This is a genomic window from Nitrosospira sp. Nsp18, from assembly GCF_900103145.1.
Taxonomy (GTDB): Bacteria; Pseudomonadota; Gammaproteobacteria; order Burkholderiales; family Nitrosomonadaceae; genus Nitrosospira.
This window is the reverse complement of the sequence record NZ_FMWY01000017.1, coordinates 1-22,436: the sequence shown is the minus strand read 5'-3', so window position 1 is coordinate 22,436 and position 22,436 is coordinate 1. Positions and strand designations below refer to the sequence as shown.

Below are 22,436 nucleotides of genomic sequence, written 5' to 3'. Positions count from 1 at the left end.
CAAATCCCATAGCCAGCCAACGCCATCGTCGCTTGTAGCCAGCCAATAATTAAAATAACAGAGCGATCAATGAAAAATCTGTCCCAGTTCGAATTCCGGCGCGTCCATGTGGCCTTGTTACTGGCGTGGGTACTTATACCAACGCACGCGATAGCCCAGGAAAGTGCAGGCAACCCGGAAAAAAACGTTAACCCCGGAAAAGACGAAAAAAAAGCGGAGTTGCCGGAAATCAAGATTACAACCGGCCGGGTCCGACCCGGCACAATTGAGGATGTAGCGACGACCGGAAGCAAGACAGACACACCGTCGCGCGATATTCCCGCGAGCATCACCGTCGTGCCGGCCGCCGTACTGAAAGAGCAGGGTGTAATCGAAATGAACGACGCCATGCGCAACGTCAGCAGTGTTCAGCCCCAGATGGGCGGGGGCTATGGGTTCGCGAACTCTTTCACTTCGCGCGGATTATCACTGAGCTTTTTGCGCGACAATATTCCCGATGGGGGCCACCAAAACAACTATTTCCGCACGATGTACGATGTTGATCGTATTGAAGTATTAAAAGGTCCGGGCTCTGCGCTCTTCGGCGTAGCGGGTCCTGGCGGCAGTATCAATATGATCACCAAACAGCCGCGAAATGATTTCAGCTTGTCCGCCGGTACCATGCTGGGCAGTTTCGGAACACGTAATGGATATGTCGACGTAACCGGCGCTATACCTTATTTGCCGAATGTTGCCGGCCGCCTGATTGCAGATATGGAGCATACCGATGGTTTTCGTGGCCTGGAGCGAAATATTGTCGAAGTTTCTCCCAGTTTCATCTGGCGTTATGCACCGGATAAATCACTCGTGGTTGACTACGATCATCGGGAGATCAAAATCAAGCCGGATAACTACGGCATACTCTTCGACTTCAACTCCAATATAGCGAACGTTTCCCGCGAGACGCGCTATTACAGTCGATTCAACAAGACAGACCATACAATCAATCGTCTGGGCCTTACCCATAACTGGGCAATATCCGACGCTTTGAGCATGCGTACTGCCTTCGTATACGATGCCCGGACCCTGGAGCTATTGCGAAATGCGGGCGGCAATCAGGGTAACTCAGAGGGGATAAGCACAGGACGCACCGCATACAGCCAGTTCGATAATGCCGGTTACACCATATTGCAGAACGAGTTTATATGGAAAACAGCCACCGGGCCTGTGAAACACACGTTTCTGGGCGGCTTCGAATACAAGAATACAGACATCAATGCGGCTCGCTCGACCTACGTTTTGCCTGACATGCAAGACATTTTTAATCCGGTAGTGGAAACGTCACTCAATAGTCCCGGAATTAGGGGGGCGCAGACTTTTGACCGGCGGATCAGCAGTAATCAAACGTCATTTTATGCTCAGGATCAGATCGATCTGACCGATCAGTTCAAGCTTCGCCTTGGGATCCGCAATGATCTGGTGCATTACAGCGATAAAGGCTTGCAAAGAGCATCGCCAACAGCAGAGGTATCACCCACCCTATATCGCGAAATAGCACAAACGAAGTCCCTGACCACCTATTCCACGGGCGGGGTGTATCAGCCTACCAAGAATCTGGCTTTTTACGCAGGTTATAGCACCGGCGCGTTTATCAACCTTTCAACGGAAAGTCAGGCACTGTCCACGGCGCCGGAAACATCGGATCAGATAGAAGTTGGGGCGAAAACAATGCTGCTGGATGGCAAAGCCGACTTCAACGTGGCTTTGTTTCAAACCAGCCGCAACAATTATTTCGTCACTTTGCCGGGTTCCGGCGGTATACCGACTCAGGATGGCAAAGACCGGTCCCGCGGGGTAGAGGTTTCCCTGGGCCTGCGTCCTGTCAACGGGTTGAGCATCATTGGTACCGGGGTATGGATGGATCCTGAAAATATGGCTGACAACGTGGCCAGCAATTCCGTACTTGGGATTACGAGAAGCGTCCACGGAAGCCGGCCAACCGGCGTTGCCACCCATATGGGTAACCTTTGGACTACCTACCAGATACAGAACGGCCTCGCGCGCGGCTTGATGTTCGGATTCGGTGTCACGTACAAGGGCGATGCTTATGCTGACAGCTTGAATCTTCTGAAGGTGCCATCTTACGTCGTGTTGGATGCGGCGGTATCTTATCGGGTAAAGAGAGTTGATCTCGCCCTCAACATAAAGAACCTGACGGATAAAACCTACTATATCAATCCCACGTTTGCCGGCGCCTTGCCCGGCAATCCCCTCAGCGCGTTCGGTAGCATCCGCTTCAACTTTAATTGAACGCTTTCATGAACTGAAGTTAAACCATACGGGGTAGTTAAACCTGCGCAAGACCCGAGAATAGCCCGACTGTAACCCGACGGTAGGGCGTCAATAAGCGCAGCGCATTGCGCCGTATGAAGACGCCCGTCGAGTCCATCAATTCCGGGTCAACCAGTATGGGAGTCCAGGTGATACGAAACTATTGCCACCATCATCCCGGTTGGCATGCGTTCAGCACAGATTCCTTCCCCAAAAATCGCTGCGCCGTTACGGTAACGATCTTCCGACGGGAAATTTGATGTAGCTCGTTGAAGGCGCAATGCGCTGCGCTTATTGCGCCTTCCATCTCGCCGCTCACACCTCTATTTTGCCGATTTTCTGACAAAAAACGCTCATTCGCGTCCCCGTTTTCACCGCCTTTCAAGCATTTTCCAAAACCGATATCGACCGTCATCGCGTCCGCTCAGGTTTCATTGCAAAATTTTCATAACGGCATCGAACCCAGGTGAAAACCTGAAACATCACAGCAATACAATTGCCGAAAGGTACCTTATCCAAGCTCGTTTTTACCACTAATTCTCCGAAAAAGCCCCTCAAATACAAGGTGTATGCTAACGCCGCAAACCCGCTATAGGCAACGGTTACAGCAGGTATTTCCCCCTTCTGCCTGTAAGATTCTACAGCTGTTCTAGGTTTTGGTTCCGTAGTTTCATAGCACCGTCATCAATCAACGACGGGTGAAAACAATGGGACAGATAATGCTTGCGCAACACGGAAACGGGTCAATGGACCAACGGGCGGTTGCAGGAATGTATCGGCTGAGGCACGAAGTTTTTCATGAGCGCCTGGGCTGGGAGGTTACCGACGACAACGGCATGGAACATGATGAGTTTGATCGTGCCAATCCGGTGTATGTCCTGGCAAAAGGAGATGAAGATGAGGTGCTGGGTTGCTGGCGCTTGCTTCCGACCATGGGACCCAATATGTTGAAGGATACTTTCCCTCAGCTATTGCATGGCCAGGCGGCCCCTCAGCAAGCCGATGTGTGGGAATTAAGCCGGTTCGCTGTGACGGTACCGAAGTACGAAAGCGCCGGTTTCGGCTTCAGCGAGATCCCGGTAAAAATGATGCAGACGTTATTCTGTTTTGCCCGGCATAACGGCATCAAGCGCTACGTAACCGTGACTACCGTCGCGGTAGAGAGATTGATACGCAAGCTTGGCGTTAATGTCTCAAGAATAGGGCCGCCCATCAAGATCGGGCGCGTTTTAACCGTGGCATGTTATATCGAGATCGACGCAATCACGGAGTTCTGCCTGTTCGGCACGCTACCGGAGAACGCGCAAAGGAAGGCAGCATGAATATTTTACTTATGGGGGAAAAGCAGGATACCCGCCGAATTCTGCAACTATTACTTGAGAAGTCAAAACACAGGCTCGAGCGAAAGTCCCTGGAAAGCTTCCCCGAGCCGGACCTGGGCGCCTACGATATGGTCCTTGTCGATGGAGCGGTGCAGGACTGCACCCAACAGGTGAATCTCCTGCAATGGATACGGGAAGCGAGACGCCGCTACCCCCATCTGCCGGTGGCGGTGATGAATAACGTGGGTTCTGACGTAGCGCCCAAAGTGGCGTCTGACCAATATAAAGCGAGCCGCGAACCTTTGCATACCTGTGGTGTTTTCGAGTCCGGCAATGGGGTGCTGAATATGCGCTGCCGCCTCCAGGAAATAGCGTTGGGAGAAACCGCCGCCCTGATGCGGGATGAGTGCGAGCGGCCAATGCTGGAGCCGATAACATTTGAATATTCGGGACGGGGATAAAAATATTGACCAGCAAGCGGGCAGAGCCAGAACAATTTTCCGCCTCCGGTTTCCATATCGATTATTCAACCTTTCAACTATTGGCGGCAGGAAGGGTGCCGAAGAAAGTCGCAAGGTCCCGTTGTTTTTTCAAACTTGATAAAGCTTCATCGTAACGTCATCTATTTCGGGTAACCTGAATGTTCTGATCAGTTCACAAATCAGCTTGAGCAGCGCTGTTCATCATAGGAGACAACCATGTATCCCTTATTACCTGCGTTAGTGAAGCTTTTGTCAACGGAAACAAGGAACACCCAAGCTGGCGTCGGCCCTGCTCGGCAAAGACGTGCTGCATCAGGGCGTAGAAATTTTGGCGCTGATCCGATCATTGCAATGTTTAGCAGCCGCGGCGCTGCTGGCGAAAGCCAAGTCGACCCTCGCGGACCATCGCTTAATGTCCAGGATGACCTGGTAGGCTCTCCCAGCTTGGGCCGGCGTGGTTATCCCGCTAAATCAAACGTCAAAATCCGGAAAAAACGTTTTGGCTGAGGTTCAAATGCTACGATCGATACAACTTCGTATCAGTGTCAGGAAGGGCCGACCCAATCCAAAAAAAAATGCTTGTGAACCCTTCGCGAGTTTCTAAACATCATCGGGCTTTCCGGCAGTTGAATTTTGGCATCCTGGATACACGGGATCAGGCGCATGGGTATATATAAAAGGTACCGAATGATTACCGGTGCTAAAGGGACGGGCCTGGGTCCGGCCGCAGCGGCCTTGCAATCGACCGAATCCAGCGGCACACTTGATGCAAGCCCGCTCGCCGCACTTCGCGTGTTGATGGAATCCCGTCTACCCGGCGAAATTCCGAGTGAAGGGGAAAGTGAGATTGACTTGATGATTCAGCTAAGCGGCATGGTGCATAGCAGTACGGAAAGTGGCGAGTAATTCCGTTTCTTTTTTTGCCGGTTCGATTGAAGCGAAGGCGGAATTGCCTTCATGCTGGCCAGTTCATCCATCGTAAAAGTTATCTTGCTATGACCCCCTTTAAAGAAAGGGCCACGATTGCCGAAGTTATGGCTGCTGTGATCCGCCGCTCTGGGGCGCCTCGTAAACACCGGTTCTGCCGGTTCTGCGCAGCATCTTGTTGACCTGATCCGCGTGCATCTCTTCCTCGACGACGAGGCCCCGTGCATAATCCTCCAATAGCACCGATTTGCCCTGGGTCAGCTCCAGCAGTTGGTAATAGGCGCCACAGGCCTCCTTTTCATTAGCCAGAGATTCCCTGAGGATATCGCCGATGTCGTGGTGATGTGTCTCCAGCAGGGGCCCGATCGAAAGTGACGGGTATCCCCCCAGGAGCGTGACAAGTTCGCCGGCCCTATGCGCGTGCAGCAATCCTTCTTCGGCCTGCTCCTTGAGCCATGCGACGACAGGAATGCGGTTGTAGCCATAGACCATCAATGAATAGTGCGTGTAACGCACCACTCCCGCGAGTTCCAGTTCCATGATCTTGTTCAGCAGTGCGATCGCCTTGTCTTTATCGAAGTCCATGAGCTTCTCCTTTTTGGATTGCAAGAATTGGCAGGGTGGTGGCTACGTCTATCCCATAACAGGCAGCACAGCGGAACGATTTATTGTCGCGGTACCTTCTTCTCGCGGTTTCCTGCCTTGCAGCAGCGCTTATAGCGCTGTGCAACTTATAGTGCTGCGCAAGGTATCGTGATGTTTCACAGCGCCGAGCCGTGAGCACCTAAATATTCTGCTACACCTTCCGGGCTCGGCTTCATGCCAGGGTCTCCTGTTTTCCATCCGGCAGGGCAAACTTCGCCATGGCTTTCATGGAACTGCAGTGCATCTACCATGCGCAGCATTTCGTCCACGTCGCGTCCGAGCGGCAGATCGTTGACGACCTGGTGACGCACGACACCATTTTTATCGATCAGAAAAGAGGCTCGCAGCGCAACGTGATCCGGGTGGCTGATGCCATATGCGTGCATGACATCGCCGCCTACATCGGCTACCAAAGTAATGCCGACCGGACCGATCCCGCCCTTGTCCACGGTAGTATTACGCCAGGCATAATGGGTGAATTGGGAATCCACGGATACGCCGATCACTTCTACGTTGCGTTTGCGGAATTCTTCTGCCCGATGCGAGTGAGCAATAATCTCCGAAGGGCAGACAAATGTGAAATCGAGCGGATAGAAAAACAGGACCGCATATTTGCCGGCAATTTCCGTATGGAAATTGAAAGTATCATTGAAGGTGCCATTCGGCAGGACAGCGGGCTTGGTGAAGTCGGGTGCGAGATGGGTTACGAGTACGGACATTGATATTTCTCCTTTTTGATTGATGGAATCGAGGCGTCATAGATGTGCACAAATGCGCTTTCGACGTTGCATATATTCGACGTTTTTTTACGTTAGTCGGTCTTGAATTATAGACCGAAGCCAATAGCGCCATCTGTGCGCCGCACCGCACAGCGCAAAACTTCACCTATATAGAGCGGGTCTATAGCTGTAAATCCATCGGTTTAACAGGCTTCGCGCGGCATTCGGTATTTCCGACGCGATCATCCCCACTGGGCCGCCATGTTGTTTCTGCAACACGTCCGCTGCAGCGCCATGCAGATAGACCGAGAGTAATAGAGAATTTTCCGGACTTAATCCCTGTGCCAGAAAAGCGCCGGCAATGCCGGACAATACGTCCCCCGTACCCGCGCTGCTCAAGCCCGGATTTCCAGTGGTATTAATATGCCTTTTGCCGCCGGGTTCGGCGCAAATGCTGCCGGCACCTTTCAACACCGCGCAGCAATTGAAACGGGTCGCAAGATTTGCCACCGCAGTCATGCGGTCATTTTGAACTGCTGATATATCGGTATTCAGCAGGCGTGCAGCTTCGGCAGGGTGAGGTGTAAGAATGGAAGCGGCTTTACGTTCCTTGAGTAGGGTGGCAATTCCGGTATCACTTGCGATGATGTTTAAAGCATCAGCATCCAACACGAGCGGCAAGTCCGATTCCAGCGCGCAACTCAACCAGAAGCTGGCGTCTGGTTCCATACCTAGCCCGGGGCCGACGATCATGCAGTTCAGGTTATCGAGTTTGAATAAATCATGGGGCAGGCGCAGCATCAATTCGGGCTGGGCTGGATCTACGCCGAGAGTATCGCCGGCAATCAGCCCGAGATAGACGCGGCCTGCGCCCAGCTTCAACGCTGAGATTCCGGCCAGAAGTACCGCCCCGACCATTCCGGCTGAGCCGCCGATGATGCCGATGCTGCCGAACATGCCTTTGTGGCTATTCGAGGGGCGGGGTAGCGGCAATAATTGTTGAGCATTGGCCTGATCTATCATCCATGAGCCGGGTTCTTTCAGCGATGACACGTCCAGATCAAGGTCACGTACAAATATTTCCCCGCAATACTCGGGGCCATGTCCGGTCAGAAGACCAGCTTTCAGGCTGATGAACGTCACAGTGATGGCGGCCCTGATGGCGGCGCCATGCACCGTGCCGGTATCGCTGCCCAGGCCGCTCGGAATGTCGAGTGAGAGCACGGGCAGATTCATGCGATTAACCGCCTCGATAAGATCGAGATATTCAGCGGCCAGGTTTCGCCCATCGCGATGATCAAGACCAATCCCGAATAAACCGTCTATTACGACATCCCACGTTTCATTTTCAGGGATTTCGGAAAGTACCTCGCCACTCGCGGCGAGCCACGCGTTCAATGCCTGTTTCGCATCATCTGAAAGATTTTTCCGCTCACCAGTAAACACCAGTGTGACCTTGTACCACCACCCGTGCAAATGGCGGGCCACGACGAAGGCGTCGCCACCATTGTTACCCGGGCCGGCCAACACTAGCGCTCTCGTTTTGCCGGCCGTCAGAAGTTTCTCTCGCGCAATTTCGGCAGCGGCCAAACCGGCTTTTTCCATAAGTTGGGGCCATCCGGGTAAAGCAGCCGCAAGTTGCTCGATCTCCCGGATCTCGGCGGCGAGATAAACGGCGCTGGAATTATTGTGTTTTGTTAGGTTCATGGTATCGACCGTCAATGTATCTATAAACCTGAATCTCATCATTACATGATGTTTCAGGAAATTGATTCTTGTGTATCAGCTTGCGTAATTAATTACAAGCTGTGCAATATTTTCTTAGGGACACCTTATGGCGACAAGCCAGTCCTTAAAAGAGTAAGCGCCCCTTTTTAAAGCCTCCCCGGCTACGGGCAGCCTGCCTTCTCGTGTAAAATGAAGCTCTCAATTTATCGTTCAGGTTATCGAATGCTTCGACTTCGCGGCGGTAGCGCACTTTCCCCGTTCCGCCTGGAAAAACTGGCGGCCGCCCTTAAAGTTATCGCTCCGCAAGTTTCCCATATTTATGCAGAATTTTGGTACTTTTGCGCAGTCACGCGCGATCTGCGCGAGAAAGAGACAGCGGTCCTTGGGAGGCTGCTCAAGTGCTCTCCGGCAGAGATATCACCGATAGAAGCTGCGGCACCACAAACCCAATTGCTTCAAGGCAATTTTCTGCTGGTGGTGCCGCGCCCCGGCACCATATCGCCTTGGTCTACCAAGGCGACGGATATTGCTCGCCATTGCGGATTGGATGCGGTGGACAGGCTGGAGCGGGGCGTCGTCTTTCATTTCCGCACGGCAGATCAGGCGCGGGGCGAGCTTTCCGCTCATGCAAAAGGCGCGCTGGTTGCGCTGATACACGACCGTATGACAGAGGCAGTGTTCGACTCGCTCGATGCGGCAGAAAGTTTATTCAGGCATTTCGCGCCAGCGCCACTTCAGTCAGTGGACGTGCTGGGAGGCGGACGAGCAGCCTTGGAAAAGACCAACGACGAAATGGGGCTCGCGCTTTCACCCGATGAAATCGGCTATTTCGCAGCCTATTTCATGCGCATCGGACGCAATCCCTCCGATGTGGAATTGATGATGTTTGCCCAGGCTAATTCGGAGCACTGCCGCCACAAGATCTTCAACGCTGATTGGGTGATAGATGGCAAGCCCGAAACGAAATCGTTATTCTCGATGATTCGCCATACCCACCAGCAGCATCCGCAAGGCACAGTGGTAGCGTATGCCGATAATTCCTCCGTAATACAGGGAGCGAAAATCGCGCGCTTTTACCCCGGTACGGATAATGTATATGGTTATGCTGATGAGCAGACCCACATATTGATGAAAGTGGAAACGCATAATCATCCCACCGCTATTTCGCCTTTTTCAGGTGCCGCCACGGGCGTGGGCGGGGAGATCCGCGATGAAGGGGCCACCGGCCGCGGCGCCAAACCAAGAGCCGGGCTCAGCGGTTTTTCAGTTTCCAATTTGAATATCCCGGGGTTTATTCACCCTTGGGAAGCGTACGCGCAAACGGGAACGGATCATTCTTACGGAAAGCCGGCACGTATCGCATCTGCTCTGCAAATCATGCTTGAAGGCCCAATTGGGAGCGCGGCGTTTAATAACGAGTTCGGGCGGCCCAATCTGGCGGGATACTTCCGTACATTCGAGGAATCCATCGCCGGCGAGATGCGTGGTTACCATAAACCCATCATGTTGGCGGGAGGCATCGGCCACATTGTCGAGCGGCATTCTTTCAAGGAAAAATTTTCAGCCGGCGCGCTGCTTATTCAATTGGGCGGACCTGGAATGCTGATCGGCCTCGGCGGTAGCGCGGCCTCCAGCATGGATACGGGGACAAATACCGAGAGCCTTGATTTCGATTCAGTGCAGCGCGGCAATGCGGAAATGGAACGGCGTGCGCAAGAAGTCATCGACAATTGCTGGCAACTGGAAAGACGGGGCGAGCCTAATCCGATTCTTTCAATTCACGACGTTGGCGCGGGCGGTTTATCGAATGCGTTGCCCGAACTGCTGCACGATTCCGGACGGGGCGGCTATTTCAACCTGCGTGATATTCCCTCGGAAGAGCCGGGCATGTCGCCAATGCAGATTTGGAGTAACGAGGCGCAGGAACGTTATGTGCTTGCGATCAGGCCCGAATCGCTGGAGTCGTTCAGGGCGATTTGCGCGCGGGAGCGATGCGCATTCGCAGTAGTGGGTACTGCGACCGCGCAAGAGCAGCTTATCGTGACTGATCCGGCTTTCGGCAATCGGCCGGTAGATATGGATCTCTCCGTACTGCTGGGCAAACCACCAAAAATGACCCGGGAAGCGACGCATATCAAAAAAACGCTGGCGTCATTTGATGTGGCGGGACTGAATCTCCGGGAATCCGCATATCGGGTGCTTCGGCTGCCGGCGGTAGCGGATAAGACTTTTCTCATCAGCATTGGCGACCGCAGCGTGGGCGGAATGACGGCGCGTGACCAGATGGTGGGGCCGTGGCAGGTTCCGGTAGCGGATGTGGCGGTGACGTTGATGGATTACCGCGCCTATCTCGGAGAAGCATTCGCCGTGGGCGAGCGTACGCCGGTGGCGCTGATTGACCCCGCCGCTTCAGCCCGTATGGCGGTAGGCGAAGCCGTCACCAATATGGCAGCGGCGCTGATTGAACATATCGGAGAGATCAAGCTTTCGGCCAACTGGATGGCCGCGGCGGGGCATCCTGGCGAAGATGCAGCTTTGTTCGACGCGGTACGGGCGGTAGGGATGGAATTGTGTCCCCGGTTGGGAATCAGCATCCCGGTGGGCAAAGACTCAATGTCGATGAAGACGTTGTGGGAAGCTGAAGCCGGCCCTGGGGATGCGAAAGTAAAAAAAGAGGTGGTTGCGCCCCTGTCGTTGATCGTTTCCGCATTTTCGAGAGTAGCGGATACGCGTAAAACGCTCACGCCGCAATTGCGCACGGATTGCGGCGAGACCGAGCTTATCCTGGTCGATCTCGGTGCGGGCAGAAACCGCCTGGGGGGGTCGGCCCTGGCCCAGGTTTATAAGCAGGTGGGCAATGATGCGCCGGACATGACGGGGCTGGAGGGGGCGGATCAACTCAAGAGTTTCTTTGCCGCCATACAACGCCTGAATCGTGAAAACAGGATAATCGCCTATCACGACCGCTCGGATGGAGGGCTGTTTGTCACATTATGCGAGATGGCTTTTGCCGGACGCGTTGGCATAACCATCAATCTGGATCAGTTATGTTTCGATGCGGCGGCAAACGACATCGACGGCAGCGAATTGAAACCGGAAGTGCTGGGTGGAAGGTTCCTGGAGCGCATCATATCAACGCTGTTCAATGAGGAATTGGGCGCCGTGATCCAGATAGAGGCTACGCAGCGCCAGCATGTACTCGATATTTTATCGGCAGAAGGTTTGCGCGACCTGAGCTTTATTATCGGCAGCGTCGATGGCGGGGATGAAATCCGGTTTTTGCGCAACAACAAGCCGATATTCTCAGAGAAGCGCGTGGACTTGCATCGCGCCTGGTCGGAGACGACTTATCAGATGCAAAAGCTACGCGATAACCCCGAGTGCGCTCAACAGGAGTACGATCGTATACTCGATGTCCGTGACCCCGGACTGCACGCGCAACTGAGCTTCGATGTAGAAAGTGATATTGCGGCGCCGTATGCTCTCGGCGCCAGACCCCGAATTGCGATTTTGCGCGAGCAGGGCGTGAATGGTCACGTCGAAATGGCCGCAGCGTTTGATCGTGCCGGATTTGATGCGACCGACGTACACATGAGCGATATCATTGCGGGGCGTGTTTCGCTTAGTGGTTACAAGGGCTTCGCCGCTTGCGGCGGCTTTTCGTATGGCGACGTGCTCGGGGCAGGGGAAGGGTGGGCCAGCTCAATCCTGTTTAACGCGCATGCCCGCGATGAGTTTGAGGCTTTTTTTTCGCGAGATGACACCTTTGCGCTAGGGGTATGTAATGGCTGCCAAATGATGAGCAACCTGCATGAAATCATTCCCGGGACTGAGCATTGGCCAAGGTTCGTGCGAAATAAATCCGAGCAATTCGAGGCGCGTCTCGTCATGGTGGAGGTCCAGCAAAGTCCTTCGCTGTTTTTCGACGGCATGGCGGGGAGCCGGGTGCCTGTTGCCGTTGCGCACGGTGAAGGTTATGCTGAATTTACCGATAAGAACGAAGTCTCGTTAATCTCGCCGCTGGTTACGTTGCGTTTCGTGGATAATCGCGGAACACCTACCGAGATTTATCCGCTTAATCCCAGCGGCTCTTCTCAAGGTATTACCGGCGTGACGACAGCAGACGGACGGTTCAGCATACTCATGCCTCACCCGGAGCGCGGGTTTCGCGCTGTCCAGCATTCGTGGCATCCCGGTTGGCGTGAGGATGCGCCGTGGATGCGAATGTTCAGGAATGCGCGTAAGTGGGTGGGCTGAGGCATCGGCATACCGGTGCTTGTTACGGCTGGCCGCCGGTGTTTGCCGGATCATATAATCTGGATATGAAAAGGAGAGTTCGATGAAGGAGTATCCGGTTTGAAAATCTTTCGGAGCGCGTTCCTTGCTCCCTTTTTTGCCTATGTTAGTCTCGCATTGATCGCCTCCGGCCTCTCCCTCGATATCGCGTCCGCGCAGACGAAAGCCCCTGCGAAGGACAACCCGGACTGCGTGCCGGCCGGGAACTGGGTCGTGCCTGGCAATGGGAAAATATCCGGCACTGAAGTCATCAATCGCGCTGCCAGGCGTTCGGTAGTGCTGCTGGGTGAGATGCACGACAACCCCGAACACCACCGCTGGCAATTGCAGACGCTGGCCGCGCTGCACGCGTTGCGGCCGGACATGATTATCGGTTTTGAAATGTTTCCGAGACGCGTACAGAAGGCCCTGGACCAATGGGTAGCCGGCGAGCTTACCGAATCGCAGTTTCTTGCTGCCTCCGACTGGAATGCCGTCTGGAGCACGGATGCGAATCTCTACCTGCCGTTGTTCCGTTTTGCGCGCATGAATCGGATACCGATGCTGGCTCTCAATATCGATACGCGTTTGAGAAAATCGGTTGCGGCACAAGGTTTGGCTGGCGTGCCGGAGAATGAACGCGAAGGCGTAATGGCCCCCGCTGCTGCGAGCACGGCTTATCTTGACTATCTGTTGCCGATTTACGGTGAGCACGAGCGCGGCGGTAAGAAGAACGGCGAGGCCAGCCGTGATAATCCGAATTTCCTGCGTTTTGTCGAGAGCCAGCAGCTCTGGGACCGGGCCATGGCTCAAGCGTTAAATTCAGCGGTGGGCCGCGCAGAGCGTCCTCTTGTCATTGGAATCATGGGTTCGGGGCATATCAAATACGGTTATGGCGTTCCCCACCAGCTGAAAGACCTGGGGGTGACCGACGTTGGCGCGCTACTCCCCTGGAATAGCGGTATCGCGTGCGGACAAATTACCGCGGGGCTGGCCGATGCAGTATTCGGTGTTGCCTTGCCATCGGTGGTATCGCATGAACGTCCACGGCAGCGCCTTGGCATCCGTTTTGAAATGGCACAGGATGGCGGCGCGCGAGTACTGCAGGTAGAGAAGGGAAGCATTGCCGAGGCGGCGGGTATACGCGACAGTGACGTGATAAGGGAAGCCGCCGGGGTGTCGGTCACGCAAATGGATGATATCGTCGAAATAGTCAAACGACAGGCCCCGGGAACGTGGCTGCCGCTCAAATTGAAGCGCGGCGGGGATACAATCGAGATTATTGCCAAGTTTCCGGCGATGCTGAGGGGAGGCGAATGACAAGGCTGATGACAGGGTGGCATATTTTGAATATCCATGGAAGCAACGTCTCCATCGTCTCTTTTCTGTTTTTGATTTTGTCGACACTTGTTTCAAACAGCGCATCCGCCACATCCCCCGAGGCGGCCGACGCCGTTGAGGTCACCTATGAAATTGAGGTTCGAATAGATCCGGTGGCACACAGTATCGAGGGTCGCAGCGTCATTGTAGCGAACTCGTCGGAAGAACTGACTCTCGTGCTGGGCCGTCGTTTTGGCGTGCTGAGTGCGCAGGTCAATGGCACATCGCTGGGGCCCGCTGCAAGCATGGGGAAAGTCCGGGCCTGGCGGGTTTTCAACGACAAGGGTCTGCCGCGCCGTATCGAAGTGTACTGGCGCGGCCAGTTAACGCCGCTCGATACTTCACTCGATCATGCGCAAACGCTGGGCCGGGACGAGCCGACAAGTGGCGAGGCCGGAACCTTCCTGCCTGATTCAAGCGGCTGGTATCCGTACATTGCGGGAAAGCTCGCCAGTTATCGGGTGAGCATCGAACTTCCGGCGGGGCAACGGGCGATTGTTCCAGGTCGTCTGGTGGAAGAATCCGAATCGACTGACGGATACCGGGCACGTTTTGAATTCCTGTCACCGACGGGCGGTATCGACCTCATGGCCGGCCCCTATAGCATCGAAACGCATACGATGCGCGGCGCCGGCGGCAAGCCAATCCAGTTGCGAACCTACTTTCACCCGCAGATCGCAGATCTCGCAAGCGGATATCTCGATTCGGTGAAGGGCTATATAGATCTCTACGAATCCTGGATCGGCGAGTATCCATTTACCGAATTCAGTGTCGTCTCCAGTCCTACGCCGACAGGCTTTGGCATGCCGACGCTCACCTATCTTGGGACGGAGGTGCTGCGGCTTCCGTTCATTCGTTATACATCGTTGGGCCATGAGGTGTTGCATAACTGGTGGGGAAATGGCGTATACACCGACTACGCACACGGCAACTGGTCAGAGGGACTGACCACCTTTATGGCGGATTATGCATATAAGGAGCGTGAAAATCCCGAAGCTGCGCTGGACATGCGGCGCGGGTGGCTGCGCGACTTCGCCGCGCTATCGTCCGGGCAGGACGCACCGCTCAGCACATTCACCTCGCGTACGCATGGGGCGACCCAGATAGTTGGCTACAACAAATCGGCAATGGTCTTCCTCATGCTGCGCGATATGCTGGGGCGCGAAACTTTCGATCGTGCTCTCCAGGCATTCTGGCAGGAGCAACGCTTCCACCTTGCATCATGGATAGATTTGCAGCGCGCATTCGAGGCATCTTCGGGGAAGGACCTGAGTGGTTTCTTCGACCAGTGGCTCACTCGTGGAGGTGCGCCGGTCATACGCATTGCAGAGGCGAGACGCGCAAAGCCGGACCCGGCTGCTTCCGCAAATCATCGTGTTACGGTGACGCTTGAGCAAGCGGAGCCTGCATACCGATTACATGTACCTGTCGCGGTGCGTACCGCCGAGGGCGAAGAATTTCGCACGCTTGACCTTGAGAAAGCGCGTCAAGTATTCACGCTTGACGTTGGCGCCCAACCGCTGCAGGTGACGCTCGATCCGGATTTACGGTTGTTCCGGCGCTTGATGCCCGATGAGGCGCCCCCGATCCTGCGGCAGGTGATGGTGGACAGGACAGCCGCTACCGTTCTGCTTCCTGAAAGCGGGGATGCGCAAAGTACCGCCGGAACGCTGGCGGAAAAACTTCAACAGCGCACCCCAAACCTGGTTCCGGGAAAGGAGGCGCCACCGGCTGTGCCGGTGCTGGTGATCGGTCTCGAAGAGCAAGTGGATACATGGCTCGCAAGACATCGATTGCCTGCACGGCCTGACATCGTGCGCGGCAAAGGTACGGCGCAAGCCTGGACGGTGAGCCGTTCCGATGGCGTGACACTCGCAGTAATATCGGCGCGGGATATCGAATCTCTCGCTGCGCTAACGCGGCCGCTACCGCACTATGGCCGCCAGAGCTATGTAATATTCAATGGTTCGAAGGTGATCGGACGCGGCGCATGGCCAACACGTGCGCCGATGGTAAAGCTCGACTAATAGCCACTAGCGGCACGCTATACGTTGTTTTCGGCTGTGCTGTCTGCTGCGCGGCGACCGGGAAACCTGCGCCGCAATCGTGAATTTAGCGATTCGCATCATTTTCCCGCATTCGCTCCCGCTCCCTTCTAATGCGAAGTCAATTGAAACTGTAATAGAGCTGAGAAAGAAAACGGCCATCGGGAGGATGCGACTGGCCATAGAGGCAAGTATTTATCTGTGAGCATGGATGTTTCAGTGAAACTTGACTATTATTTCTTCATACACTTACTCTTTATGGAGAAAATATGAACGCTGATTATAAAGGATACAGTATTGTTGCCGGGGCGGATCACGACGATACCACGGGTCTTTGGAACGGCCGTTACAGGATTCTTGATGACAAAGGAATCGTTGTTTATGAAAGCTTTGTCGAGCCGTTGCCCGATCAGGATCAGGCGGGTGAAGCTGCTAACGTAGAAGCTCGCGCATGGATAGATAAGCAATAGCTAAAGTGGCACGAGTTGCACCGCGCTTTGATAAGTTTTGGTAAATGTACAGGTACCTTGTACAATTTTTAAGGTCGGGCGGGAACGGCGGCAAAAAAAAACCCGCCGAAGCGGGTTTGTTCGCTCGTCGAGTCAGGAATGTGATGATCTACGCCTGCGTACGGCCCCGATAGCAAAAAGGCCGAGCCCAACCAGGGCAAGAGTCGCTGGTTCCGGGATCTCGCCAGTTTGGCCAAATGCAGCGTCATACGTTGTGTAATGGCTTAGCTTACCAATATTGCCTTTGATGTTACCCCCTCCGGAAAGGAAATTCACCTGCTCGTTGGACCATACCAGTTTTGTCATCTCCCCGGTGTTTTGAAAGAAATAAGTATTCGCCATATCTTTATGGTTACCGGTGCCAAATTTCAAAAGAAAATAACCTGGCCCAGTCGGGCCGACATCCAGGTACCATTGACCTGAATCTGTACCGTTCTCAACAGCGGTGAACGACTTGTCCTTGAGGTCTTGTACCAGATTGGTATTACCGGCAAAAAATTCCATTTTGGCGAGCTCAGTCGCATCTCCGGATTCTTTAAGACGAGCCTCTCCTATTTTGATGTCAAGTATGTAAGGTATGAAAGCCGCTTGTGCAGACGGTATCCAGATGGCTGTGCCAACCAGTGTTGCGAGTATCGTGGAAAAGAATTTATTTTTTTTTGTTCATTTTATCTTCCTTATTTTTCAATTGTGGTGTTTGACTAATGCCTCGAAACATCCGCGGAAATGTTTCCGATGAGACGTCGTAGCCATTTTTAGTTTTGCCGTAAAACTCTCACATCAAACGCTGTCAGCGGATACACCCCATGGCCGGTAAAGGCACCGTGCGGAGTAGGTTGGCCTCACGTGGAAGCCATCACAGTTTGCTTGACGGACTTTCCGAGCTTGGCCCCATTAATTCAGTGGTTATTATTCGCGTAAAAACAGGAAGATGAAATAGCACGACTAGTCGGGAGTAATAGCTCGTCAGTGATATGAGAACTATGCTTGGGAGCTATAAAACAAGAACAGATAGGAGTTTGAGAAAGGTTTGGTGTAAACCGATGGCCCAAGCGAGGCCGGCAGCCAGATAAACGGTTGCCAGTCTGGGATGGTGAATGGTCCCTCCGCCCTAAACCTGTAAGCGGAACTGCGTGGTGGAGGCTCAATACTTAATGTCGAATGAGCTTTAGCGGTTTAAGGTGGAAACAGACTGACGGGGAAGCGCCGAATTAGCTTCAGGCATATGTGGGACCGGGCCAGTCTTGGAAATGGCCTGCACCCGATTGTAAACATCCAGCTTTTTGAAGATGTGCCGCAAATGATTTTTAACCGTATAAATGCTGATGGCCAGAATGGATGCGATCTCGGCGTTCGTTTTACCCGTCCTTACCCAATCGAGTATTTCGACTTCACGCGTGCTCAATCCGTAATTTTCGCTGTTTTGGGACGCATCTGCCGGGGATGGTGCAGCGCTATTCTGACGAACCAGGGGTCGGACCCGGCGCAATGCAGTGTCAAGATAAGGCAGCAGGTTCTCCATTGCGCCCAGCGGGGAATCATTGAGGTTGCCGGCTGAACTGAATATTACATAGAGGCAATCCTGGCCTCCGCGTTCGTCGCTGATACCGTGTACGAGCAGAGACCGCATGTCGTGCAATGCTTCGCGAAAAGCGCATAGCGGCCCGCGGTCGCCAAATCGAAAGCCGCATGCACCAAGGCTTAATCTATAGGGCGCCTTGCCCAATTCGACCCAGCAGCTATATAGCCCCCGTTGCAAGGCCAAAAGATTCTCCAAATGTAAATGCTCGGTTCTGACTCCGGGCAATACAGAAACAAGGTCGTGTCGAAGATGGTTCGCGCCAGCATCATTCCAGACCGCGAGCATGATTTCGTGGGGAAGATAATGCTGTATCTCTCCCTGCAGCCACTTCAAAAGGTCGGAATGGCTTTGCACAGCTATTCCTTCGCGGATAACTCGGAAGTACCGTTCCAGATGCTCGTCGGAGAGCGAGGACGGAAAAGAGAAGGAGGAAGGAATAACCATTTGCGATAGATCTGCCTAAGTCAGGTAATTGAATGAAATGTCGAGATGATGGGCCCTTTTTTGTTAAGCAAAAATCATTCCAGAAAAAAAACCTTATTGGATCAATAGGCAAGCAAATAAATTCGCACTGACTTCATATACTGTAAGAAATACCGACTAGTGCAGGAGTTCGTGCTTACCATTGCTTCTCCTTGCGCAGGTGCGGTACAGGTCGGTATGGCTGGACCTGGGCTATTGAGGCGCAACCCCCATTTGGATAGCGGGGTGGCGAGCGGGCGCAAGAGCCACTACCTGAAGATGGAGATAAAGACTCAGGCGCAGTATTTCACAGCAGGTCATTCCTCTCGTCTTCGAGGTAAATTTACCCATCGGCTTTAGTGGCCCTGTATTACAGCCGTTATTGTCCATGCAGCTCAAAATATGAGTAGCGGGGCATGCTCATGCTTCAATCCATACAACATCTGCGATGCGAAGAAAAATGACAAAAGTTGCAAATGCATAATTTGACGAGGTGGGGGACGATTTCATGAGAATTGGTTTTTTTACCAAGCTGTTCACCGTCATCCTGATGCTGCTTCTTTTCGCAATTGGAATAATGGTTTTCCAGGCGTTGGGTATTCGCGATGACGTCGCCGCCAGCGAGGATCACCGCTATCGCTCTCTGCTGCTTGCTGGTGAGTTGTTTCAAAGCTCTGAAGACCTCACGCGTATGGCCCGCACCTACGTAATCACAGGAAATCCGATTTATAAGCATTATTTTTTCGATATTCTCGACATCCGGGAAGGTATCAAGCCGCGCCTGCAAGATTATCCCAACACATACTGGCATCTTGCAGGTGCGGGAAAAAGTTCTGCCGCTGAGCTGAGCAGGCCTGTTTCCTTATTCGAGATGATGCGTAAAGAAGGTCTCGACAAGCAGGAAACCGCCCTGCTATGGGAAGCCAAAATAAATTCCGATAAATTAACCATGCTGGAGAAACAGGCAATTGCCGTGGTGGACGAGATACGAGAGAGGGGTAGCAAGAATAAACTCACAAACCATCGGCTACCTGAACGGCAACTTTCCATTGACCTTTTGTTCGGAGAACGCTACATCGCTGAAAAAGCCGCCGTCATGGCGCCAATTCAGCAATTTACCGATTTGCTTGATACACGAACGCAAGCGGAAGTAAAGGCTGGACTCGCTCGCCTGCATCGCCACATTCTGTTAGTAATGGCGCTCATCGTTATCGCGATGCTTGCCGTCGCCGCTACGATTTTCTACGCCCGCCGCGCCGTACTGCTTCCATTGGCCCAGCTCCGTAGCAAGGTAATAAATATCGCACAAGGCGATTACGCTGTCCGCTGCCATATCGAAACGCATAATGAATTGGCCGAGCTCGGCAGTGCATTCAACTCCATGGCTTTGGCAATGGAGCAGGACATTCGCAAGCGCGAGAAAGCCGAGGAATCCATGCGGCAGGCTATCGCGATATTTGAGAACAGCAGCGAGGCAATGATAGTGACCGATGCCGAAAATGTCGTCGTCGCCGTAAACCCGGCCTTTACCAGGGTGACGGGCTATACGTTTGATGAAATCTCGGGACAGAATCCCGACATTCTGAATGCCGGTCTTCAAGGAGAATCTTCTTTTTTAGCAATGAAAACCTCTCTGGAGACCAACGGCCATTGGGAGGGAGAAATGGCAGGCCGGCGCAAGAACAAGGAAGTCTACATCGAGTGGCGTACGATGAATGCCATCTACAATGATGATGGTTCCGTACATCGGTGGGTAACCTTGTTCTCGGACATTACCGCAAAGAAGAAATCGGAAGAACTGATCTGGCAGCAAGCCAATTTCGATCCCCTGACGAGTCTGCCCAACCGCCATATGTTCCATAACCAGCTGGAGCAGGAAATCAGGAAAGCGGATCGCTTTGAATCATCGATAGCTTTGATTCTTCTGGATCTGGACAATTTCAAAGCGGTCAATGACGCCTACGGACATAACGTGGGTGATCTTTTGCTCAAAGAAGCGGCGTGGCGCCTGAGCAGTTGCGTTCGCGGCGTTGATCCGGTAGGGCGACTTGGCGGGGACGAATTCACTGTGATCCTGGGGTCGCTAAAAAGCCTCATCAGTATCAACCGCGTCATCCGGGACATCCTGCACAGGATGTCCGAACCCTTCAAGTTAGGGGATGAGATAGCTTATGTGTCCGCCAGTATAGGCGTAACTTTTTACCCGCATGACGGCGCCGACGCCGAATCCATGGTGAGGAATGCCGACCAAGCCATGTATGCCGCCAAAAATAAGGGCCGGAACTGCTTTAGCTACTTTACCCATACACTGCAGGAAGCTGCACAGATCCGCATGCGCTTGGCCGGAGACTTGCGTAGCGCTTTGGCTGGCAACCAGCTTCAACTACACTATCAGCCTATCGTGGAACTCGAAACCGGGCGAGTTCATAAGGCGGAAGCGTTGTTGCGCTGGCACCATCCTAGGCTTGGCCTCGTAAGTCCCGTCGATTTTATTTCCATCGCGGAAGAAACCGGAATGATCATCGATATCGGCGATTGGGTATTTCGGATGGCAGCGCAGCAAGCCAAGGTTTGGCGTGCATCGCACTCTGCTTCGTTTCAGATCAGCATCAATACTTCTCCCGTACAGTTTCGCAAGAATGTCGATCTCCACAAGCCATGGCTTGATTTTTTACAGGAACTGGAGTTGCCTGGGCAAAGTATTGCCATCGAGATTACTGAAGGTTTGCTGATGGACGTCAGCCCCGACGTTACCTCGAAGCTGCGTAGCTTCAGGGAGGCGGGTATCGAGGTTTCCATGGATGATTTTGGAACCGGTTATTCCTCCCTGAGCTACCTCAAGAAATTCGACATCGATCACCTGAAGATAGACCAATCCTTCGTGCAAAGCCTGGCTCCGGATTCCGATGATCTCGCATTATGCGAGGCCATCATCGTGATGGCACATAAGCTGGGGATAAAAGTGATCGCTGAAGGGATAGAGACATCAGAACAACGTTACCTTCTGGCCTTCGCCGGGTGCGATTATGGTCAGGGCAATTTGTTCTCCGAACCGCTGGCGGCGGACAGATTCGGGAAATTCATGGATGAAGCCCACAGTGACGCAAATCTATCGGCGTAGATCATAAAGCCGTACATCAAAAATTCGACCTCCCCTATCGTCAATACGGACGCGACTGATCCATCGTGAAATCCCTCGCTAATACAATTTCTGTATTAGCCGGAGCGAGCCCTATACTCCTCTGATGCTCACCCCTGGTTCTGGCCGGTTTCAAGCGCGGGTTGTATTCGTGCATTCGTGCGGAAACGAACGGAATAACTCAGGGGCGAGCGTACGCTTTCGATACAGCAATCTCGCTGAATTATTGGGAGGCATATCATGAAATCTATTTCCTTCTTGAAAGATACTGCTACATTCGTTGGGCTCGCTGGCATGATGCTGGGGCTCGCCGGCGTTGTTTCTGCTCAAGTTGGCGGGGCTGGCGGAGGTGGTGTAGGCGGCGCTGGTATCGGAGGCGGCGCAGGTATCGGAGGCGGCGCAGGTGACGCAGGCAGCGTAGGTGTCCCGGGTGCGGCTAACGAAGGTACCATCGGTATCCCAGGCGGCGTGGGTGACGCAGGCAGCGCAGGTGGCGCAGGTGGCATGGTTAGCCCGAAGGCGGTTGATTCGATGACTGGACAACACGGTCCCATGGGAGGACGCCCCCCCTACGCATCGGGCAGCGCCGTTTCGGGGGAGGCGCCGCCAAGTCCCGCGACCTCCCCGACAAGTGGGTCGGAGCGGCAAGGTTACGGCTTTACCGGGGTAGCGCCGGGCGGAGGATCAACTGCTCCGGGAGCCACTTCAGGAACGGGAGAATAGTAAGTTCCTCATGAGCTGAAAAGCGTCGAAGATGAGTCACGATATGGCGCGGAGCCGGAGAAATAACGGCGCCTTCCAGTCGCGGTTATCTTCCGCGTTGCGCCATAGAAAAAGGTTACCGAAACAGTTTTGCAGTTAACGTTGTGCCATAAGGAAAGGAATTCATTTTAGTGCATCGAAGATGATTT

General features: G+C 53.6%; 16 protein-coding genes. 11 read left to right on the top strand and 5 right to left on the bottom strand.

The window, feature by feature from the left end; all coding sequences use genetic code 11:
- Window positions 1-69 precede the first annotated feature (69 nt).
- From BLS94_RS08980 to BLS94_RS08955, 4 genes are all read left to right on the top strand, one after another.
- Window positions 70-2,289 carry a TonB-dependent receptor gene (locus BLS94_RS08980; RefSeq protein WP_090959931.1) on the top strand — a complete coding sequence of 740 codons (2,220 nt, stop codon included), beginning with the start codon at window positions 70-72 and terminating at the stop codon, window positions 2,287-2,289.
- 767 nt (window positions 2,290-3,056) lie between these two features.
- Complete coding sequence (locus tag BLS94_RS08970; protein WP_256325360.1) at window positions 3,057-3,632, top strand: acyl-homoserine-lactone synthase; 576 nt, start codon at window positions 3,057-3,059, stop codon at window positions 3,630-3,632.
- Window positions 3,629-4,093 carry a hypothetical protein gene (locus BLS94_RS08965; protein ID WP_090959925.1) on the top strand — a complete coding sequence of 155 codons (465 nt, stop codon included), beginning with the start codon at window positions 3,629-3,631 and terminating at the stop codon, window positions 4,091-4,093. The genes BLS94_RS08970 and BLS94_RS08965 overlap by 4 nt, the downstream gene beginning before the upstream one ends.
- A gap of 708 nt (window positions 4,094-4,801) precedes the next feature.
- Entirely contained in the window at window positions 4,802-5,020 is a 219-nt protein-coding gene (locus BLS94_RS08955; RefSeq protein WP_143021674.1) for a hypothetical protein, read from the top strand.
- 126 nt (window positions 5,021-5,146) lie between these two features.
- Here BLS94_RS08955 and BLS94_RS08950 read toward each other — a convergent pair whose 3' ends face one another.
- The 3 genes from BLS94_RS08950 to BLS94_RS08940 form a co-directional block, all read right to left on the bottom strand.
- Window positions 5,147-5,626 carry a ferritin-like domain-containing protein gene (locus BLS94_RS08950; protein ID WP_090959917.1) on the bottom strand — a complete coding sequence of 160 codons (480 nt, stop codon included), beginning with the start codon at window positions 5,624-5,626 and terminating at the stop codon, window positions 5,147-5,149.
- A gap of 176 nt (window positions 5,627-5,802) precedes the next feature.
- A complete protein-coding gene (locus BLS94_RS08945; protein WP_072768212.1) occupies window positions 5,803-6,405 on the bottom strand; it encodes a peroxiredoxin in 603 nt (200 codons plus the stop codon).
- A 162-nt stretch (window positions 6,406-6,567) separates the two neighbouring features.
- Window positions 6,568-8,112 carry an NAD(P)H-hydrate dehydratase gene (locus BLS94_RS08940; RefSeq protein WP_090960045.1) on the bottom strand — a complete coding sequence of 515 codons (1,545 nt, stop codon included), beginning with the start codon at window positions 8,110-8,112 and terminating at the stop codon, window positions 6,568-6,570.
- Window positions 8,113-8,355: 243 nt separating this feature from the next.
- Here BLS94_RS08940 and purL point away from each other — a divergent pair, with 243 nt between their 5' ends.
- The 4 genes from purL to BLS94_RS08920 all read left to right on the top strand — a co-directional run bounded on the left by purL (window position 8,356) and on the right by BLS94_RS08920 (window position 16,303).
- Window positions 8,356-12,390: a phosphoribosylformylglycinamidine synthase gene (gene purL, locus BLS94_RS08935; protein ID WP_090959914.1), complete on the top strand. Its 4,035-nt coding sequence runs from the start codon at window positions 8,356-8,358 to the stop codon at window positions 12,388-12,390.
- 99 nt (window positions 12,391-12,489) lie between these two features.
- Window positions 12,490-13,728 carry a ChaN family lipoprotein gene (locus BLS94_RS08930; RefSeq protein WP_090959909.1) on the top strand — a complete coding sequence of 413 codons (1,239 nt, stop codon included), beginning with the start codon at window positions 12,490-12,492 and terminating at the stop codon, window positions 13,726-13,728.
- Complete coding sequence (locus tag BLS94_RS08925; protein ID WP_256325359.1) at window positions 13,725-15,815, top strand: M1 family metallopeptidase; 2,091 nt, start codon at window positions 13,725-13,727, stop codon at window positions 15,813-15,815. The genes BLS94_RS08930 and BLS94_RS08925 overlap by 4 nt, the downstream gene beginning before the upstream one ends.
- Before the next feature lie 287 nt (window positions 15,816-16,102).
- Window positions 16,103-16,303: a hypothetical protein gene (locus BLS94_RS08920; protein WP_090959907.1), complete on the top strand. Its 201-nt coding sequence runs from the start codon at window positions 16,103-16,105 to the stop codon at window positions 16,301-16,303.
- 132 nt (window positions 16,304-16,435) lie between these two features.
- Here BLS94_RS08920 and BLS94_RS08915 read toward each other — a convergent pair whose 3' ends face one another.
- Complete coding sequence (locus BLS94_RS08915; protein ID WP_090959904.1) at window positions 16,436-16,846, bottom strand: PEP-CTERM sorting domain-containing protein; 411 nt, start codon at window positions 16,844-16,846, stop codon at window positions 16,436-16,438.
- A gap of 664 nt (window positions 16,847-17,510) precedes the next feature.
- On the bottom strand, window positions 17,511-18,368 hold the full coding sequence (epsA, locus tag BLS94_RS08910) for an XrtB/PEP-CTERM-associated transcriptional regulator EpsA (RefSeq protein ID WP_090959900.1): 858 nt from the start codon (window positions 18,366-18,368) through the stop codon (window positions 17,511-17,513).
- Between the two features lie 171 nt (window positions 18,369-18,539).
- On the opposite strand from epsA, the gene BLS94_RS14580 reads away from it, so the two are divergent.
- The 3 genes from BLS94_RS14580 to BLS94_RS08900 all read left to right on the top strand — a co-directional run bounded on the left by BLS94_RS14580 (window position 18,540) and on the right by BLS94_RS08900 (window position 22,248).
- The gene (locus tag BLS94_RS14580; RefSeq protein WP_143021673.1) at window positions 18,540-18,746 is read left to right on the top strand and encodes a hypothetical protein; all 207 of its coding nucleotides are present in this window, start codon (window positions 18,540-18,542) and stop codon (window positions 18,744-18,746) included.
- 148 nt (window positions 18,747-18,894) lie between these two features.
- Window positions 18,895-21,507, top strand: coding sequence for a bifunctional diguanylate cyclase/phosphodiesterase (locus tag BLS94_RS08905; protein ID WP_176767840.1), 2,613 nt, complete (start codon window positions 18,895-18,897; stop codon window positions 21,505-21,507).
- Between the two features lie 258 nt (window positions 21,508-21,765).
- Window positions 21,766-22,248 carry a hypothetical protein gene (locus tag BLS94_RS08900; protein WP_090959897.1) on the top strand — a complete coding sequence of 161 codons (483 nt, stop codon included), beginning with the start codon at window positions 21,766-21,768 and terminating at the stop codon, window positions 22,246-22,248.
- The last annotated feature ends 188 nt before the right edge of the window (window positions 22,249-22,436 follow it).

What these genes read in the sequence shown, in the direction of transcription:
- BLS94_RS08980 (WP_090959931.1), top strand. Translation starts at nt 70, where the DNA reads ATGAAAAATCTGTCCCAGTTCGAATTCCGGCGCGTCCATGTGGCCTTG.
- BLS94_RS08970 (WP_256325360.1), top strand. Translation starts at nt 3,057, where the DNA reads ATGGACCAACGGGCGGTTGCAGGAATGTATCGGCTGAGGCACGAAGTT.
- BLS94_RS08965 (WP_090959925.1), top strand. Translation starts at nt 3,629, where the DNA reads ATGAATATTTTACTTATGGGGGAAAAGCAGGATACCCGCCGAATTCTG.
- BLS94_RS08955 (WP_143021674.1), top strand. Translation starts at nt 4,802, where the DNA reads ATGATTACCGGTGCTAAAGGGACGGGCCTGGGTCCGGCCGCAGCGGCC.
- BLS94_RS08950 (WP_090959917.1), bottom strand. Translation starts at nt 5,626, where the DNA reads ATGGACTTCGATAAAGACAAGGCGATCGCACTGCTGAACAAGATCATG.
- BLS94_RS08945 (WP_072768212.1), bottom strand. Translation starts at nt 6,405, where the DNA reads ATGTCCGTACTCGTAACCCATCTCGCACCCGACTTCACCAAGCCCGCT.
- BLS94_RS08940 (WP_090960045.1), bottom strand. Translation starts at nt 8,112, where the DNA reads ATGAACCTAACAAAACACAATAATTCCAGCGCCGTTTATCTCGCCGCC.
- purL (WP_090959914.1), top strand. Translation starts at nt 8,356, where the DNA reads ATGCTTCGACTTCGCGGCGGTAGCGCACTTTCCCCGTTCCGCCTGGAA.
- BLS94_RS08925 (WP_256325359.1), top strand. Translation starts at nt 13,725, where the DNA reads ATGACAAGGCTGATGACAGGGTGGCATATTTTGAATATCCATGGAAGC.
- BLS94_RS08920 (WP_090959907.1), top strand. Translation starts at nt 16,103, where the DNA reads ATGAACGCTGATTATAAAGGATACAGTATTGTTGCCGGGGCGGATCAC.
- BLS94_RS08915 (WP_090959904.1), bottom strand. Translation starts at nt 16,846, where the DNA reads ATGGAATTTTTTGCCGGTAATACCAATCTGGTACAAGACCTCAAGGAC.
- epsA (WP_090959900.1), bottom strand. Translation starts at nt 18,368, where the DNA reads ATGGTTATTCCTTCCTCCTTCTCTTTTCCGTCCTCGCTCTCCGACGAG.
- BLS94_RS08905 (WP_176767840.1), top strand. Translation starts at nt 18,895, where the DNA reads ATGAGAATTGGTTTTTTTACCAAGCTGTTCACCGTCATCCTGATGCTG.
- BLS94_RS08900 (WP_090959897.1), top strand. Translation starts at nt 21,766, where the DNA reads ATGAAATCTATTTCCTTCTTGAAAGATACTGCTACATTCGTTGGGCTC.